The following is a 17786-nucleotide window of genomic DNA, read 5'->3' as shown; positions in this document are numbered from 1 at the left end:
GGCAAGGCGCCGGTCCCTACCGCGGCCATGTCTGTTCTCCGGAAGTCAGGACGGGATCCTGCCGTCGCAGCTGCAGGATTTGGCCGTGAGCTACGGCGAGAGCGGCTTCGAGTTCGGCGATCCTTTTCCGGCTCGTTGATCGTTCATTGGTGAGTTTGGCAGTGAGGGTCCTGACGATGCTGCTTGTGTCGGGATTGGCGGGCTCGTTCTGTCCTGCGGCGCACGTCGGCGCGGTGGCGGGCTTCGTCTTGTCGCGGAGGTCCATGATGCGTTCACGCAGCTCAGTGGTGCGGTAGAGGAAGTCTTTGGAGACCCCCGCCTCTGCTGCCACGGTCTGGAACGTGATCTGGTGTCCGGTCTTCAGGAGCCTTCGCAGCCCCTTTTCAGCTCGGGCGAGTGCTGCTTCGCGTTTGTCCTGCGCAGCCCGCCGGAGGTTCTCGGTGTTACCCCCGGCCATCTAGCCTGAGACCTGACGGGGAGCGCGTTGAACGTCGGAGTCCGTCCTTGCCGTTGTGCCAGCTGCTGCCACCGGGGCTGTGCCGCGCGCGGGGTCTTTTATGGCGTCGACAATACTTTCCAGGGCTCGCTGTTCGCGGCGACGGAGTGTCAGCCAGACATGGTTTTCGCTCATCGGCTCACCGGTTCGCTGTCGGTGGACTTCCTGACGTTTGTCGACGAGGGCGTCCAGCGCAACCAGCTCGCCCTCGTGGACGCCGAGGAATCGTTCGTCGGTGACGAACAGGTCGCAGGTGAGGCAAGCGTTGCCTTTGCCGCAGGTCTGCGCTGGCGGGAGCGTGCACCATCCGTTGGGAAGGACGCGGTCGGTGCGGGCGTCAAGAGCCAACAGCTCGTAGAGATCGTCGGAAGACATGCGCGGCTGACCGCCCACCGCGGTGAGCTTCCTGTACTTGATGAATTCTGCCTTGGCCGTCGCGTCCAAGGTTTGGGCGTAGTGCATGGTCATCTCGGGGGTGGTGTGGCCAAGGTATCGCTGAACGACATGAAGGGGGACGCCGGCGTTCAGGAGGTTCGTTGCCTTGGTGTGCCTGAAGTTGTGCGTTCTGGCCAGTTTGAGTGGTTGATCGTTTTCGTCGCGGATGTCGGCGAGGTCGACCAGTTTGCGCAGCTGCGTGCGGAAAACATGGCTGCTGTAGGGGCGTTGACCGTGCAGGTTGTTATGGCTCCGGATGAACAGGTACCGGGGCGGCTCTGTTATTTGGTTGCGGTGAAGGTGGTCTTTGAGCCAGCGCTGTTGTTCGGCGATGATCTCCATCGCCTCCGAATCAATAAAGATCGTTTCGGGTGCTCCGTCGATCTTGGTCTGCTGGTATCGCAACTTTGCGACCCTCTCCGAGCCTGGGTCTTCCGCTCCAGGAACCGGTATCAAGGGATTGACGTCGATCATGCAGATTTCGCTCGCGCGGCGACCTGTCGCGATGAGCAAAAGGAGGATCCGCATCGCTTGGGGATCTCCCAGACCTCCGTCCGTCCTTGAGGTCCCCAGTAATGGTGCGTGCTGGGCGATTTGGGACATCGTGTGCTCGGAATACAGCCGGGTTTCGTCCAGCGGCTCTTTCTTCGACTTCCGCGGGAGGTCACCTGGTCGTATGAGGCGGAGATAGTCCGGGGATAGAGTTGCCCAGCGGGCATCGATTCCGTTCTGTGCCGCGTCACTGCCCTGATCGACCATGAACTCATACATGCCCCGAACCGCCGCCACTATGGAGGAAACGCCAGAGAGCTCGCGTCGGCTGCCGCTTCGGGTTTTGAAGGCGCTCTCCGAAAGGAAGTCGAGCATCAGGGCCCGCCGTTCCCGGACGTCCCGGGCCAGCAGCGGAGTGTCGACACCTCGATGGGTGAGGAACCTGCCGAAAACTTTGATCCCGTTGTGTCTCTGCAGTACCGTTCCCCACGCGATGTCACCTCGTTCCAGTTCGGTCTTGACGAAGAACATCCCGCCCTGCCTCAGCCAGTCTGGTGCGACTTCGTGCCAATGGATGGCGGTTGTCTTGGGTGGGACGTTCCGTCCCCGTGGGATCCGGGCGTCCAATTCCAAGGACCAGACTTCCCGTTTCCACCAAGGGCCGTCGTCGTAGGCAAACCACAACAACTTCGAGGCACGGTCCAGCGGCCCGGTAATGGTTCGCCACGTTGAGGGGTTGGGCAGCGCCCGGGTTCTTTTCGCCCAGGAACGGCTGAGTTCTTTCCGCCATTGGGATGGCGTGCGGTCCATCAGGCTTTCCCCCTCCTGTCCCTCTGCTTTCAGCCGACGGAAAGTCTCTGCCAGTTCCCTGACGAGCAGTCCCAGCGGCGCGCAGGGAACACGGCCGCCACCTTGAACGATGCGCCAGATGACGTACTGCATTTCCCGCTGCATTGCCGGTGGGAGCCCGTCGAGATGAATGTTGCCGATCTTGGAGTGGTAGTAAGCGAAGGAGGGCAGATACTGCGCCGGGATCGTGGTCCGGGTGTAGTGGAGCAATCGCATCTCCGGTGGAACCTGGTCGCCCAGCGTTTGGTTGGCCTCGATAGTGAATGGGTTCCGGCCATTGAGGCTCAGCGCCTCAAGGGTTCTCGCGTCAGCGGATTTCATCCTGGACCCTCCATCGATTCGTTAGTCTTCGCCAGTCGGCGAGGGAACGGAGTTCCTCGTCATCGGTGACCCAGGCATACAGATCCAGGGTTGTCTGGACGTCAGCGTGTCCGAGTCGCCGGCTCACCACGTGGAGCGGGGCGCCGGCCAAGAGCATCGCCGTGGCGTGGGTGTGGCGGAACCAATGGGGCGTCCAATCAGGTGGCACAGCAGAGCCCAGGTCCCGGCGAATGCGCCCGACGCGTTTGTAGATGGTTTCCGCCCGCAGGGGCTGGAACTCATGCCCTGCTCGGAGGTTGACGAACACATATGCCTCATCCATGGATGGCACAGCGAAGTCCATGCCGGCTTCGCACAGCTGCCAGACGTATTCGGCGTAGAGCCTGTCCAGGCCATCGGAGATATGGACCTTGCGGTATCGCGAGCCTTTGACCCGTAACCCGTACGGGTGGTCATCGCGAGGTGCGACCTCAAGATAGGGGTTTTCCCCGCGGCCGGCATGCCAGTCCTGATGCTTTAAAGACAGGGCCTCGCCCAGCCGGAGCCCGGTCTCCTCTAACAAGGTGAAAAGCAAGAGGTCCCGGACAGACCCGTTCCACTCCCCTTCTTTCGGATCGAACCGACCGCAGTGATCCTTGATCGCGTCGATCTGTCGAACCGTCAAGATAGGAGCGCTGGACCGCCGCCTCGGCACGCTGACCGACGCACTGCGGCGCAGGCCACGGCTTGTATGCCCCAGAAACGGCATATAAGGACTCCGGGAGGGGCGGTCGGAGTAGATGATCGCCCCGAAGTCGTACCCGCGCCACTGATGAAAGGCATAGAAGGAGCGCACCCCCTGGATTCTCAGGGCAGCTGTTGAGGGAGCGATCTTAGAAGCCTTGTCGGCCACATTGAGGGAAACCACGTCTGGGGGAATCCCGGTACGAATCCATGCCAGAAAGGCTGACATGTCCTCGAGTTTCACTTGGGCCCAGGTTCGGCCGCGAGCTTCAAGGAAGTCCCACCACAAGCTGAGCGATCGTGAGTAGGACTTAATGGTGTTGGGTGAATGGCCGGTCTGTCTCAAGTGCTCGAAGTAGAGCTCTATCTCTGGAATCGGAAGGAAATCGCCTCCGAGAACTGTCCACGTGGTTTCTGCACCATCGACTTGAACTCGCTGAACTCTCGCCATTGGTCAGCTCCCCTCCTCCATCAGCCTCGCGTGCGGAAGCCAACTGAAGTGGGATTGGAAGTGAACGATGAACGGAATCCCGGGATCTGCCCGGTGAAGACGAATACCGGATAGCGCTGTCTTCGACAGTTAAAACGCGCCATCAGTTCCTGTCGAAGACGTTAAAGAACAGTCGGAAGCTGTACCAGATAAGCCGGCACGATGGCTCTGCGTTTGACCGCAGCCGACCGGAACGAGGGCTTCTCCAGGATTGATTCGCTTCTGGCATTGATGAGCTTGGAACCGATCTTCGCATCCTTCGCCCAAGACGGCACCAGACCCCATTTTGCAATCAGCAGCCGCCGGTCAAGGGTGCCCTCATCCAGGCGCTCAGCCACGATCGGCACGTTCTGAGTAGGTGCAACATTCCAGCTCGGCCCCGGAGGGCTGCCCTCCACCTCCTTGGCCTCGAAATGGCTCAGAAGATCGCTCGTTGCCTTGGACATCACGTATCTGCCGCACATATGCCTATTCTGCCTACAAAAACCGGCACATCGGAGTCCCGGTGCCCCAAGGTGGGCACTCTGTGACACCACGACTCTGGGGGATGTAGCGCCGAGCCAGCTACCGGTTTCGGATTAGGGCCGGACAGCGGCGCCTCGGTACCGCTCATTTTCGGCCCTGCCCTTGGAACCGAGGGCCTTCCAGGCCGACGTGAGGAACTTTAGGCGTTACATGGGACCGCGGAATCCAGGAATCCCGCTTACCGACCCAGACGCACGAGTAGTTGGTACTGATCTTTCAACCCTTACCGATTGCCAGTTACTTACCCTGAAGTGCACGCAGAGTTGTCGGGGAGAATCGGCTTGTTCAAGAAGCTTGGGTGCCGCTTCCCGAACGACGATCGAACTAGTCCCTGAGGATGAGCGCATTTAGTTCCGCGGATCGATGATTTGACTCCCATGACCGCATAAGTTCGAGAGAATGAAGACTTTGATTGCCCGCGAGCAGCGGCTCCCTCTAGCAATGTTCGCTTTGCTTGGCGCGATGGTCCTTATCGTCCCGTTCCCGGGGAGCCTTAGTGTTGTGTGGACCCGATTCCTATCGTCCTCGTCAAACATCCCTGGCGTTGAGCTTCTTTCGGAAGGGTTGCTCCTTCTGTTGGCTGCTGCAACGGTCACAGCGATGGCCTTCACGTGGCGGCCCTACCCAGATCGGCGGTTGGCTATGGCCCCTGAGCGGTCGGTGTGGCCCTAGCCTACCTGGTCTCCGAGAATATCAAGCTTCTCATCGCTCAACCGCGGCCATGCCAGCTTTGGTCCCTCCAGGAGAGTGCCCGTCGCACGGGGACTGGTCTCTTCCCTCAAATCACGCCGCCCTGGCCTTGGGCGCCGTGTGGGTCATCGCTCTTGCGACTCGCCGTGCCGGAATTACCTGGCTTGCATTCGGTGCTGCTGCACTTGTGGCGCTGGGACGGGTCCTGCAGGGCGTCCACTACATCCATGATGTCGCCTTTGGAGGGGTCTTGGGTTTAACGATTCCCGCGGCCCTCTCATTCGTGGTCCTGACGCTGCGGGAACGTGCACACACCCAGAACGCACAAAACTAACCTGACCCTGGCCGCCTGTGCCGTTCACGATGCCTTGGCCGCCCTCATGGAAAGGCTAAGAAATTGCCCGACGCCGAGCTCCTACAGCACTGAATCCGTCTCTCGTATCCAAACCGGTCTTCGCCGCATCGCCCCAGGGGCGCTCTTCTACGTATTGGCCCTTGCTGGTCAGGCGCCTGTTTCGTAGTGGGGTTCGGCGACCGGCTTGGACTCGGCGGAGCGACGTTCGCGCAGGTAGACGCAGGCCCCGACAATGACTGCGACAGCCAAGAATTCGCTTTGCCAGTTTTGGAACGATTCGAACCAGAACTCCTCAACCTGAGTCACCCCTGTGGTTCTTATCAAAGGATCCATTGATGAGATGGTCACAGAGAGTCGGCAGGTTGCAGGACTCCCCCGGCCATCGTGCATTTAGTGCATTTCATCGTACGGCTCCTACATATGTCATGGCGGCCAAATACACGAATCTTGGATGAGGGTGGGATGCTGACAGGCCCGATCATGCCGCTCTCGCTCAGCCGGCCATCGGTGGTGGTCCCCGACAAGCTCGAGCCCGCCCTCATGCTCCTCGAGAAGGGAATACCCATGCGGGAGATCACGGCAAAGACTGGACTGGCCCGTACGACCTTGCATCGGCACCTGCCGCCCCGTGAGGACTGGCTGAGGGCCGAATCTGCAGCTACCCCTTGGGAACAGGGCAGCGTTTGGGAGTCCCTCCGTTGCGTGAGTTTCATAGCTCAAAATCTATTTAGGAGACGCCCTCTAGGGACTTGGACCATAGGTCAGATGCCGACAAGCCTTGAGCAGCCGTAGTCCTCAGAACTCGCAGGTTCAACTTACTGGTCTGCTGGCCTCCTTCGTAGTGGCGCGCAGCGGACAGCAGCTGGCTCGAAAAATTATCACGGCCGTAAACCCGAGGGTCACTGTTGAATGCGGGGTCAATGACCGTCACATTCCTGAAGGGAGCGGCGTTGATCCAACGGGTTAGAGCTACGTTGATATGCGCGTCGCGAAACGAATAGCCCACTACCAACAGCCGATCCGCCCGGGCCAGCATGTTCTCGAACTCTCGCAGCATTGAAAGAAAGGGGCCGTCCGCCCGCAACTTTCCGCGTGCGCCGAAAACCACTCCCGGCAGGGACCTGAGATCCTTAGATTCAGATTCGCCGACGCTTATGACCTTGGTTTCGTAGAGGCCGCCGAGCCCTCTTTCTTCATGTATCTGCCAGTCGATTGACCCGTGAATCTTGAGCAGACGCACTTCTGCATCGTCATCCCAGTGCCAGTCGCTTCCGCCGCTCCAACCCGCGATGCCCGTATCGAGTCGAACGCCTCGTCGCTCGCATAGAAGCTCAACTGACTGGTCGTAGTTAAGGGTGGCGATTTCGACGGGGCCCTGGGTCATCTGGAGCAGTGGGTGGAGGTAATCCACATCTTTATCCGTGACGCTTACGAGCTCGGTCAGCGCCGTCAGAAGTTCCTCCTGCAGACGGGTGTATAGCTCATCCGTGGCGGCAGAATTACTACCCGTCAGCGCTTCCACCGCCTTCTTGATCATCTCGCCAGGCCCATTAAAGGCTCGCTTTTCCAAGATGCCCGCTCGAAAATCATCGTCGAAAAATGCTGGCATCGAATCGCCACCCTGTCGGACGCCCGCGAGGGAGGGAGACCATTGAACGAACGGTGCGATCTCCAGGGATTCGCGTTCCGCCAGCATTTGGACTGCCGAAAACAGGTCTTCCACATCAATGCCAGCGTAGACACTAGCTCCGTTGGCCGTGCGATGAGCAATCATCGCGCCAATCGCGTAATTCACCGCATGCGTTATTCCGTAGTACCGATTTCGCGGTGTGTCTACGGCATCCACGATCTTCTGCGTCATCGCCGTTGAACCAGGTACCCCAGCATCCATACTTGCACCCGCACCGAGCAACGCTAGAGTCTTCATCTGGTTCCCGAGGTCTGCCATGTCTGAAGTGTAGCGATTGCGAGCATAGACCTGAGTATTTGGGGAAATGAGTGATTAGCGGAAGATCCACGCGCACAGATCACACACTATCGCTCGGATGGTGGTCGATCAGGATGACGGCCGACAGCCTTGACTCGAAAATTGAAGACCGCCAGCAGAACTTTTCACGGCATCTAGAGCTCAACATCAGGGATGTGATCGAGAAGGTCCTCACTGACTCGTCACTCTATGACCACCGTAGTAGTTTGCCCGGTTATGCCGACCCGGATCTGGTCACGGATGCCAAGAAAGAATCCCGTCTAACTCCTACTGGTAGACGTTCAATGGTTGCTGAATACCTATGGCTTGTCACTCCGGCGCACTATATCCGGGCTGTCCCGCGGGGGATCCGTTTACGATCTACTCAAACCCAAAGGACCGCGGGGATCCTGAACGCTCTCGAAATGATCGCTCAAGAATGTCATATCCTGCCCGTAACCTTCACTCATGACGAAGATGAAGAAGACGTGCCCACTTTGCCACGGTCGAGCAGGACAACCTGAACCCGGATGGTGGATGTGTGACGACTGCGGAGGTTTATGGCCAGTCGGCAAAAGCCCTGTAGCAATGTTGCGAGCCGCCAGGACTCGGGAAGTGGGACCTTCAAGGCCGAGAACCAAACTTCGACCGTCGTAAGTTGGGGTGTCCACGTCGAGGGCGATCACGTGACTCAACAGCGCAGTCTGGGGAATTTCGAAGTCCATTATTAAGAGCCTGGCCTTTAGTCAGAAACGCTCCCAACGTCTTATGACCACTGTTAATACCGGACATGGTTGTGACCTAGCCCGGAGGCCCTGCTTTCAGATATCGGGGACACTGATTCTGGAGAGGTCACGCCATGGACTACTCCCCCCCGTGCCTCTTCTGGTTGAAAGGTCACGCTAGCGGGGATTCCCCTTAGTCGCCTGTCACAGGACTCCTGTCCGATGTCCGAGGTGAGCGGATCGACGTATGAGAGTGGCGTCAGGAATAATTATGTCCAGACAGATTTAATTGCGGCGCAGCCTCTCCCGTAAGGCTTCGTCCAGTAAGTCTGTAATGGTGATGCCGTATCTCATCGAGTAGGCATCCAATTCATCGCGAAGGCCAATCTCAATCTTTGACGAGAAGGGTTCCATGCGGCGCTTACTCCTCGGTCTTCCTGGACCCGGACGCCTCGGTTCGAGGCCAGTTGTGGCGGCCGGTTCCTCTTCGACTTGTGCGTTCGCAGCGGTGGCCTGGGTAACCTCCCCCGGTTCCACAGTTACAGTTCGCTTCTCCGCGGATGTCAGAACGTCCACAACGTCGGCGGCTGGTGCTTTGCGGATTGATGATTTGCGATCCAAAGCCATGATTAATTCACCCCGTCCAGATAGCGTGCATGCGCAACAAATTTTTCGGTCATGATCGCCGCTCCCCGTCCGGCTAGCTTCGTGAGTGGCGAGCGTGTACTGACGGAGTCCTGCATCGCCGTTCGGAGAGGAAGATAAGGCTCTCTTACGTCAGTGCCGTAGGTATCCTCAAGCTCTCCTATTTGGAAGGAGTGTTCGGAAGTGAGGGGTGAACTCGTCTTATTGATGATGATGCCCAGGAATTCCAGCTGAGGATTCAAGTGCGGAAGTGACCTGACCTTCTTCACTGTGTCGAGGAACTCCGTCACGCCCTTCACAGAGAACGCTGCTGGTTCAGTGACGGCAAGTACACGATCCGCCCAAATGAGTCCGTTCAACGTCAGTCGCCCGAGGGCCGGTGGAAGATCTATGAGGATATGGTCGTATTGTTGAAGCTCGTCCGCCCCATATGCTGCAGTCTTGAGCCGCATCTCGGGCGTCAAGAGAGCTTCCGACTCAAGTCGTGCCAGGGACTCAGAACTTGGAATCAGATCAATACCCGGCCATGTAGTTTGGGTGATGGCTTGCCCGAGTGTCCCAGCTTCTCCCCCGTACAGCACATCGAACACGTCAAACTCTCCAGCCCCTTCAAGTGCTTCCGTGACGTTCGATTGAGGGTCGAGATCGATTACCAGCACGCGCTTTCCAATTAGACGCAGGCCTGTAGCTAGGCCCAGTGTCACTGACGTCTTGCCCACACCGCCCTTGCGGTTACCTATAGCCGTAACTCTCATACTGGCCCTCCAAAGCTTGCCGGGTATTGATGAAGATCAGTCAATACATCGTTCATTCAATCATTCGATCCAGACATCAATCTATCAAGCAATCAATACATCTCGCAATCCATCAATACATCTATCAATCCATCAATACATCTATCAATCTTTCTGTCATGACATAATTATTTATTAGCAGACTATCGCTTCGCCCAACGTGGCATGGGGTGAGAGACCCTATGAATAGCCAGCTAGTCCTATTGCGGCCGCAGCTTCCCGGGCTGAGGCAGAGGTGCACAGGGCCCGGTGTGATCTATCAATCTTTCTGTCATGACATAATTATTTATTAGCAGACTATCGCTTCGCCCAACGGGACATGGCGTGAGAGACCCTGGGCAGTTGCCATCCGACTCCTTGGGCAAACGACCAGTTAGCCCCATTGCGGCCGCAGCTTCCCGGGCTGAGGCAGAGGTGCACAGGGCCCGGTGTGATCTATCAATCTTTCTGTCATGACATAATTATTTAACGGTAGTTGCATCAACTACTCCTGAGTTTCTAAGGGGCTCTAGGCCGAGGCGTTAGTTGCGGCGCTTGCGGGCGAACAAGTAGCAGCGCCGGTTATCCGCGGCAAGCTGTAGCGCCTGAACCCGTAAAATGGGGGATCGTCAACAAAACCTGACAGATAGGACGCCGCATGGAATGGGATCTGGGAGACGGATTCCACTGCGGACGACTTGGAGTCCTTTTAAACGATGGTCGGCTGGGATCCAGCCACCAACATGACGGGACGATCAGCGTCCAAGGAATCACTGGCCGACACAAACGAGACCCGCACAGGCCGGGCTACGAACTGGTGGCGGAAAGCGCAGCCGCAGGTTGGCAAGGTAGCTGCGAATGCGGCTGGACTGGTAGAAAGTGGCAACGTGTCCTTGGCGCGGGCAGTACCGACATGGCGAGATACCGAGCAAAAGCACTGATCGGATCACCAGCTATACCGCCCCTATCGGTAGAAGAAGCCATCATGAGCGAATGGCAGAAACACGTACAGACCTGGGCACTGCAGATGGCGGCTCGCAGTTATGACCGGGCAGCCGCCCGTCTCAACGAGGCGGTCGACGCCGCACGAGACTGTGGTCTGACATGGGCCGATATAGGCGCAGAAACTGGAATGTCACGCCAAGCAGCACATCAACGATGGAACCGATCGAAGTAATCCTCCTCAGATAGAGTACACGACCTTTACAAACAAACGGCGTTGTCTCCATTTGAAAACGGTCTCGTCGTACCGAAGCTGTGATCCTCCCGCTCAGGGTCACATCGCTCTGGTGAACGCCATATCAGCAAGGGTCCATTCGTCAGGTGGTCCTTCATAGGCTTCCCAAGGGTAATCTTCGGTGGGGGATAGGAGTTCCGCTATCGTATTCACATTTTTTGAAAGCCACTCCCGCCAGATGACCCGCTCGATGCGGTACCTCTGAAGCTGGCCGACCACAGACTCGAGAACTCCAAAGTACTCAGCAAGTTCGTGGAGGGACGTCGAAGCGATGACTGTCCAAGATCTTCCACCATTCCTTGACACCATGTTCCAGGCTGCCAAGGTCTCCAGACTTTCGCTCACCGCCGTCCTGGACAGTTTTGTCTGACCCACCAACTCCGTGGTGGTCAAACCGGGAGTGCGCTCCAGTGCTTCATAAACAAATGCTGCAGGCAGGCCCAGTTCCCTGAAGACAGGTCTGAGCGCATGCATCTTCCCCTTTCGCCAGGACAAAGCTTCGGCACCTGGCCGAAGGCCTTCAGGAATTGTCAACATGTATAAGTCGCCCTTGGTCCCTCGGCCGCGCTCCACCAAGGTCACTAGAGGATCCTTTTCAGAACGCAGAGCCCGCAGGTGGGAGCCCACGGTTGTGTGGTCAAGACCTGTCGCAACTGCGATTGAACGATCACCGAACTCAACGAAACGAGAAGCAGACATGTGAGCGGCTGCTCCGAGAGCTCTTAGAACCATCCGCCTAGCCAGACCAGTGCGGGAGCTAGCGTAAGTGGACTCCCTTAGTCGCAGCGCGTTTTCCCAAGTCCGCAGATAGCGGTGCTCGCTGGCGGCATCTAGGTTAGACGCAGTTCCTAGTGGGGGCTGTGTATTTGGCTGGCTTGTGGGGGATTTACGTACATTGTTATTCCCTTCACTGTTGGTCTGGTTTTTTCGTAGGTAGGTGATCGCGTTTTTCCAGTCCCGCTTCAGAGCGGGAAGTCTGTGGCTGGAGGGGTAGCGGGCATAGAAAGACGCGAGCCCGGGCCAGACACCCTGAAGGACCCGCCGTTCTACATCGATGAGTTGTATGCCAGCAGCGGCCGCAGCGGTCAGGACAGCCTGGCGTGCCTCTGAATCTGATGCGTACCGGTTGGCGTCGTATAGGCCCGATAGCGCCATCTGCTGCATGGGCCTGGACATCCGACCTGCCATTTGTGGTAATTCATACGCTTCGTTGTCTGCCGACAGTGGCTGCGCGAGTCTCAGCCTTCGTACGCCGGCGAGTTCGTCCTTTAGGTCTGCGCGAATTGTTGCCCATACTTGTTCCTTGTTTGGGCGTCTCGCAATGTCGTAGGCCGTGCTGAGGCTCATGGCGAGTTCCTGGTAGCCGCCACGCTTGTGCGGTGACCCTGGGGTCCTCATGCAACCGTGAAGCATGTTCTGGTGCGGAGTCTTGTCCAATGTGCGGTACCGGGTGCCTAATGCCTCGACAACATCTCGTGCTTCAGAAAAGGCAATCCGTTTTTCCAGTGGGATGTATACGTGCCGTCCGCCATTTGGCGAGCGATCTTCAATCCACCGAGCCCCACAGCTGTGCAGCCACGTTTGAAGTGATTTCACATCGGCTTCGACCCAGTCGATGCCTGCAATCGACGAGTCGAAGTCAAGGAAGATAGCCGAGCAACTGCCGTCTTTGCCGAAGATCCGGACGGCCGCAGGAAAAGTGGGGAGGGTCTCAGTCAGAGCGCGTTCATGCTTCTGGGGATAAGTCTTTCCCCCGTCCCGGGAGAGGCGGACGCGGGGTTGACCTGCGAGAAGAGGTGTCAACGCAGCCCACGCCTGAGCGGCGTTGGAGGTCTGGGATGGCTCCTGAGACACGCCAGTAGCGTCGGCTGCTGGCAGCACGGGAGCGTGCTGTTGTACGATGATTTTGTTCCTGTTCAGGGAATGACGAAGGGCCGATCCTGCCAGATCGGTTTTGTTGCACAAATGAAGGCCTGTCAAGGACTTCCATACGATTTACGATCTGTCTGCCGGCAAGCTATCCGGATCGTGAATCTTCAGCTTCGAAGGCCCGCTTATGGCGGGCCTTCCTTGTATCTATGAGGCCATACGGATCGGGAGTTCATCCTGCTGAGTGAACTGACCAAGCAAGGCCAAATCTTCGCGCAAGGATCGGTCGACTGCAGAGGCAACATAGTCGGTGACAGTCATGCCTTTTGCGGCGGCGATCATGTGAACGTCCTCCGCGGTCTTGGCCGGCGTGCGGAAGCCAATGTATTTGCGGAGGCCCTTGCTGGGGCGACCGCCTCCACGATTGATTACTGCGCTCATTTGTCAGGTCCTTTGAATCTCGCACAACCAGGGGTTGTAGCTGGTTCATCGTTGGTGCCACGTGCAGTCGATCGGATTTCTGTTTACAGCTATCGACTGAATCGAACCTAGCACCGCGCAGAGTCCCATCTGGGGATTTGTTTACAGAAAACGGCTCCGCGTGTCGCCCTCTAGGATCCTGCCGAGTCTCGGTGCGGATGCTCCCTGCATATCCGCTGGACGCTACGGATGGCCTGGCAGCAGCATTGGCGGAGTCGGTAGGTGCGGGTCCGGCACTCACCATATCTTCCAGATCACCCTTCTGCATGACAAGCGCCGCCTCCGTATTGCTGGTATATGTGGACAGGGCCTGAGGGCCCGCCGTGACATGATCTTGCATACGGTAAGTAGTCTAATCACACATGCGTGAAACATGTGTGAGCTTGTTGTAGTGGAGTACTTAATGCGAAGAAGTTGGGACCGAAACAGCAACCTGGAGTGCCCACATCGAACGCCCAGCACCGCCGTTCATCATCTTCAGTTGCCAGAGATGGTTTCTTTTGATGACCTCCTGGCCGCCGTGGAACACGCGCACGGCAAGCCCATCAAGATCAGCCTGGTTCCTAGCGATACCTTGCCGGGGTTATCCGGCCTGTGGCTAGAGACAGATATGAAGTCCCACATTCTTGTTCCAGAGAGTCATCCAAAGCTGCTTCGCATGCACGTCATCTGCCACGAGTTCGGACACATTCCCTTGAGGCATCAAGGCTGTGAAGGGCTCGTATCGCCAATGCCCTCGGTCTTCAAACATCTCGGGGGGCAAAGGGGTATAAAGCGCATGCTGGCCCGTTCCCCGCGATGGAACGAACTTGAGAAGGCCGCGGAAGAAGTGGCGTACTTGCTTTCAAGCTTTGTCATGCAAGGGGCCCCAACTCCAGCCAGCAACTTTGAGAAAGTCTTTGGATGAGCCTTCTACAACTGCTCCCCTCCCTTGTCTTGTGGGCCGTAGTGCTGACTAGGATCGTAGGGCTGCGTTTCGGATGGAAGCCTGGAATCCTCACGGCCATGATCTTGGTCGCGACTGGCACCACTCTCAACATCGACGCTGTCTACACCAGCGTGGATTACTGGCTGGGCAACAGGAACGTTTTGAACCTCGTCGTGCATGTCGTTCTGGGGCTCGGCATGACGGAACTAAGCCGTCTGGTTGTTGCAGCCACAGGGGCATCTCGCACACGATGGCGCCTCTTGGTGCTGGCCGGGGTGGTAATGGCGGGCGCCCAGGCTGCCCTGCTCCTGGCCGCTCACACGCCCGGCTCCGCTACAAACTTCACTGATGTTTTTGCTGCGGATCCGTCCATCGCCTGGTACCAGGGCCTGTTTTTCGCCTGGATCGGATTGATCACCGCTTACACAGGAGTCGAGTGCCTGCGTCGCACTCGTGTCGGGGAATCAGAATCGTTCCGGATCGGCTTCGACATAATTGCGGCGTCGTGTTTCGTCGGAGTCATGGCCGTGGCCATCAAACTACTTCTAGTTGCCCAAGAAGCGACAAAGTCAGTCGCTCATCAGCCGGAGGTGCTCTACGTCGGCTATAGATCTCTGATCGCCCTCACTCTCGTGGGCTTCTCTATCGGCTTTGCACTTCCGGCCTATCAGCGTGCCCGGCAGCAGACGACCGCCCGTGTAAGACGGCGTGACGCCATTGAAAGGCTCCAGCCAATTGTCACTAGGCTCCTAAAGACTGACGCAGGACAGCGAGCAAGGGAAGCCGCAGCACTCAGTCTGCACCCGCGTTCCACCAAGGAACAGTTGTACCGGTGGATCATCTTCGTTGACGACATAAGGGTTGAAAATCCCGACCTTCTATCCGCTGATGAAAGCAAGTTTCTAGACGATATTGAGGCATCAATTGCAGAACCAGGTCCGATCAATGTACCGGCCCCTGTGGGCAACTAGTTTCTCAAAAATTTTCACTCCTGCCCCGGTCCTGCTGGTGGTCGTCATACTGGCAGGCATAAAGGGCGGCATTGGCATCCTCGGGGTTCTGCTCCTTGCAGTGGGAATCATCGCGATCCCGGGGCTCGCGTACAAAAGATTCGCTTCCCTGGCACAGATATTGGGCTGGCCGACGAACCTGCGGACGAAGATCGTAGCTCTACTGACCATTGCCGGAGCTGGTGCGTGCATCCTGCTCGACGCTCCCCAGCCCATTCCGGCCACAGTCATCGGACTAGTAGCGGGCAACGCGTGCCTCGATCTCGCGCGACGACGGCTGAACGCATCAGCGCACGTTTCAGTTCTGACCTTCAGCGTCCTATGGGCAACGGACGTTTTCGGTCCACCATTTGCGTGGCTCTTGGTACTATCACCGATGATGCTGTTCAGTCGAACCGCCCTTCGTGAGCATACGTGGGGCGAGGCTCTGGTCGGTGCGCTTATAGGACTCGTCACCTTCGGATGTTTTACCGGAGCGAACAATTGGAGCTGGATCAGTTGAGCGATTTTGATCTCTCGCCGCATCGGGCGGCCGGCATCCAGCGTGCGGAAACGCTCGCTCGGAAGATCAATCTCCTCCTGGACGTTATCGTTTCGGATACAGGGAAACCTTTCGATTACCCCGCCATTCGCGACGGGGCCCAGAAGGCTGGATATTACCTCTCGCGTACTCGATGGTCTCTCCTGAAATCGGGAAAGGAACAGGTAGTCCCCGAGGAAGCACTCCGCGCCATAGCTGCGGTTTTCGACGTGGACCCGGAGTACCTTCTCCAGGAGGGCGGCAAGCTCCCTGAGCGAGTGGAAGCAGAGCTGGAGCTCATTCGCAGTATGAGGCGAGCCGAGGTTAGGAACTTCGCAGCCAGAGCGCTTGGCCCAGTCGATCCAGAAGCCTTGAAGGCTATCGCGAAAATCCTGGACGAAGGCGTTTAGGCGCCACGCCCCAACAGCAGTTGGTCTGTCCTCATTGCGCTGCTATCGTCTTAGCAGTACTCACACATGTGTGACACGCGCGTGAAGATAGGGCGATGGATGGATATAGACCTGCATCTACGAACCATGCGGTTCGGACCTAAACGTCATGCCAGACAAGAGTGCTGTCCGCCTGACACTGGGGGCAGGCGGGCGTCATGGCTCCTGGGCACGGACATACCCCGCCATCAAGCTCAAGAGGTGGTCCGCGCGGGACTGGTCGAGAGTATAGGTCAGCGCCCTGGTAGATCGCTCTTCACGTGGGAGGTTCACAAGAACGACTCCCGTCGCTTCGAGCTTATTGAGGCTCTGGACCAGGAGTGGCTGCTTGATGCCCGTAGCCTGCTCCAGTTGATAACGCATTAGAGGCCCCGAGACGCGAAGGTGTCTCATGATCTGCATGCGCACTGGGGTCCCATATGCGATCGCAGCTGCATCAAGATCGTCGGACCAGGCTGGATCTGCTGGGCGCACGGTCTTAGGCATGGAACCCATTGTGCCGAACCTTTCTTCAAGTGGACAATTTCCTATCGTGATTTACCATTTAAAGTACTAAATTATATATCTTAAGTTTGTAACGTAGGGATAGGTCACGTGCGAAGCCGGCCTGGACTAATGGCTGGGTGACTTTGAACTTGGCAGGCCATAGAGAGGAACACAATTGCAGAAGCTGTCGCTGCTCTACACGCAGGAGTCGCAGGATGATGAGCGCCGACAGCCGGCCAGCCGACGTCCAGCCGTCCGTCGCCTGGATGTGAAGCATCCTGATGCTTCTTTGAAGTACGACCTCAGGAAGCAATCGATCAGGTCCGATTCCATTACAGAGTCGGTTCTTGTGGCCGGCGGTCACTCATGAACGAGGGGAAACAGCTTGGATCGGTATCGTTCCTAGCTGTTCCCGTCCTGCTTCTAAGTCTCCTGATGGCTTCATTACTGCTGCTAACCCCCACTAAGCCGGCTGCAGCTGACTGTGAACCTGTCTCCGTTGTCGTGGACGGCAACACGAAAGTCGAGGGGTATTCCGCGGAACAGTTGAAGAACGCCGCCGCTGTCATGGGGGCCGGTAAAGCGCTGAACCTCTCCGTGAAGGGCCAGACGATCAGCATCATGGTGGCCCTGGGGGAGTCAGGTCTTCGTGTCCTGGACTACGGCGACGGTCCCGGCCCGGACTCCCGTGGGTTGTTCCAGCAGCGGGACAACGGCGCGTGGGGCTCCTACACGGACCGTATGGACCCGACCATCAGTGCAACGAACTTCATCAAGACGCTCCAGGCCGTGCCGGGCTGGGAGCTGCTGGAACCGACCATCGCCGGGAACAAGGTCCAGCGCAACGCCGACCCCTACCACTACCAGAAGTACTGGCCCGAAGCGGTCAAGATCGTCCAGGCGCTCTCGGACGGCAAGTTCTCGGTCGAAGGCGGCGACTGCGGGATCCTGGGGAAGTCCGGGGCCGGGGATGACTATCCGTGGAAGGACTCTCCGACCTGGTTGCAGGTCGGGGCAGGCTCCGCTGCTGCCTCGCCTTTGGGCATGTTCTACCGAGAATGCGTGGACTTCGCCTTGTGGCGGGTCAACCAGCAGATGGGTTCGACCAATGCACCGTTCAAGTTCCTCAACGGCAATTTCCGCCCGGACGGGCAGGGCCTCGGCTCGGCTCTAACGTGGAAGGCCGGCTGGGACGCCAAGGGCTGGCCCTCCGGCAAAACACCCCGCGTTGGTGCAGTGGTTTGGTACGCCCCGGGCACCGGGGGATCGGACCCGCAATACGGCCATGTCGCCGTGGTCAAGGAAGTTAAGGACGACGGGAC

General features: G+C 57.9%; 14 protein-coding genes. 5 read left to right on the top strand and 9 right to left on the bottom strand.

Translation table 11 applies throughout. The features are described 5' to 3' along the window. Window positions 1-16 precede the first annotated feature (16 nt). The 4 genes from QRM57_RS19560 to QRM57_RS19545 all read right to left on the bottom strand — a co-directional run bounded on the left by QRM57_RS19560 (window position 17) and on the right by QRM57_RS19545 (window position 4270). Window positions 17-457: a DUF6262 family protein gene (locus QRM57_RS19560; protein ID WP_284987832.1), complete on the bottom strand. Its 441-nt coding sequence runs from the start codon at window positions 455-457 to the stop codon at window positions 17-19. Next, window positions 458-2593 (bottom strand): tyrosine-type recombinase/integrase, encoded by a 2136-nt coding sequence (locus QRM57_RS19555; protein WP_284987831.1) that lies wholly within the window; start codon window positions 2591-2593, stop codon window positions 458-460. Then, complete coding sequence (locus QRM57_RS21080) at window positions 2580-3767, bottom strand: tyrosine-type recombinase/integrase (RefSeq protein WP_502868671.1); 1188 nt, start codon at window positions 3765-3767, stop codon at window positions 2580-2582. Before QRM57_RS21080 ends, QRM57_RS19555 begins: the two co-directional genes overlap by 14 nt. Window positions 3768-3928: 161 nt before the next feature. Further along, window positions 3929-4270, bottom strand: coding sequence for an SOS response-associated peptidase (locus tag QRM57_RS19545; protein WP_284987829.1), 342 nt, complete (start codon window positions 4268-4270; stop codon window positions 3929-3931). A gap of 782 nt (window positions 4271-5052) precedes the next feature. On the opposite strand from QRM57_RS19545, the gene QRM57_RS19540 reads away from it, so the two are divergent. Next, window positions 5053-5355 (top strand): phosphatase PAP2 family protein, encoded by a 303-nt coding sequence (locus QRM57_RS19540; RefSeq protein WP_284987828.1) that lies wholly within the window; start codon window positions 5053-5055, stop codon window positions 5353-5355. Window positions 5356-5523: 168 nt separating this feature from the next. Here the strand turns inward: QRM57_RS19540 and QRM57_RS19535 are convergent, their stop codons facing one another. The 5 genes from QRM57_RS19535 to QRM57_RS19515 all read right to left on the bottom strand — a co-directional run bounded on the left by QRM57_RS19535 (window position 5524) and on the right by QRM57_RS19515 (window position 13032). Further along, window positions 5524-5709, bottom strand: a complete 186-nt coding sequence (locus QRM57_RS19535) for a DUF6766 family protein (protein WP_416405517.1) — start codon at window positions 5707-5709, stop codon at window positions 5524-5526. Window positions 5710-6103: 394 nt separating this feature from the next. After that, a complete protein-coding gene (locus QRM57_RS19530) occupies window positions 6104-7324 on the bottom strand; it encodes an SIR2 family protein (protein ID WP_284987827.1) in 1221 nt (406 codons plus the stop codon). A gap of 1372 nt (window positions 7325-8696) precedes the next feature. Next, a complete protein-coding gene (locus tag QRM57_RS19525) occupies window positions 8697-9467 on the bottom strand; it encodes a ParA family protein (protein WP_284987826.1) in 771 nt (256 codons plus the stop codon). A gap of 1294 nt (window positions 9468-10761) precedes the next feature. Next, the gene (locus QRM57_RS19520; RefSeq protein WP_416405519.1) at window positions 10762-12687 is read right to left on the bottom strand and encodes a MarR family transcriptional regulator; all 1926 of its coding nucleotides are present in this window, start codon (window positions 12685-12687) and stop codon (window positions 10762-10764) included. A 111-nt stretch (window positions 12688-12798) separates the two neighbouring features. Next, on the bottom strand, window positions 12799-13032 hold the full coding sequence (locus QRM57_RS19515) for a hypothetical protein (protein ID WP_018779737.1): 234 nt from the start codon (window positions 13030-13032) through the stop codon (window positions 12799-12801). A gap of 529 nt (window positions 13033-13561) precedes the next feature. On the opposite strand from QRM57_RS19515, the gene QRM57_RS19510 reads away from it, so the two are divergent. From QRM57_RS19510 to QRM57_RS19495, 4 genes are all read left to right on the top strand, one after another. Further along, window positions 13562-13978: a hypothetical protein gene (locus QRM57_RS19510; RefSeq protein ID WP_284987825.1), complete on the top strand. Its 417-nt coding sequence runs from the start codon at window positions 13562-13564 to the stop codon at window positions 13976-13978. A gap of 98 nt (window positions 13979-14076) precedes the next feature. Beyond that, complete coding sequence (locus QRM57_RS19505; protein WP_284987824.1) at window positions 14077-14970, top strand: hypothetical protein; 894 nt, start codon at window positions 14077-14079, stop codon at window positions 14968-14970. A gap of 537 nt (window positions 14971-15507) precedes the next feature. Beyond that, window positions 15508-15939 carry a hypothetical protein gene (locus QRM57_RS19500; RefSeq protein ID WP_231745629.1) on the top strand — a complete coding sequence of 144 codons (432 nt, stop codon included), beginning with the start codon at window positions 15508-15510 and terminating at the stop codon, window positions 15937-15939. Between the two features lie 960 nt (window positions 15940-16899). Further along, on the top strand, window positions 16900-17786 hold an 887-nt coding region (locus QRM57_RS19495; RefSeq protein WP_284987823.1), incomplete at its 3' end, for a CHAP domain-containing protein.

Origin of the sequence: Arthrobacter sp. fls2-241-R2A-172 (assembly GCF_030208885.1) — a bacterium.
Taxonomy (GTDB): domain Bacteria; phylum Actinomycetota; class Actinomycetes; order Actinomycetales; family Micrococcaceae; genus Arthrobacter.
Note: the sequence above shows the minus strand (reverse complement) of the source record. Positions and strands in the feature narration are given on the sequence as shown.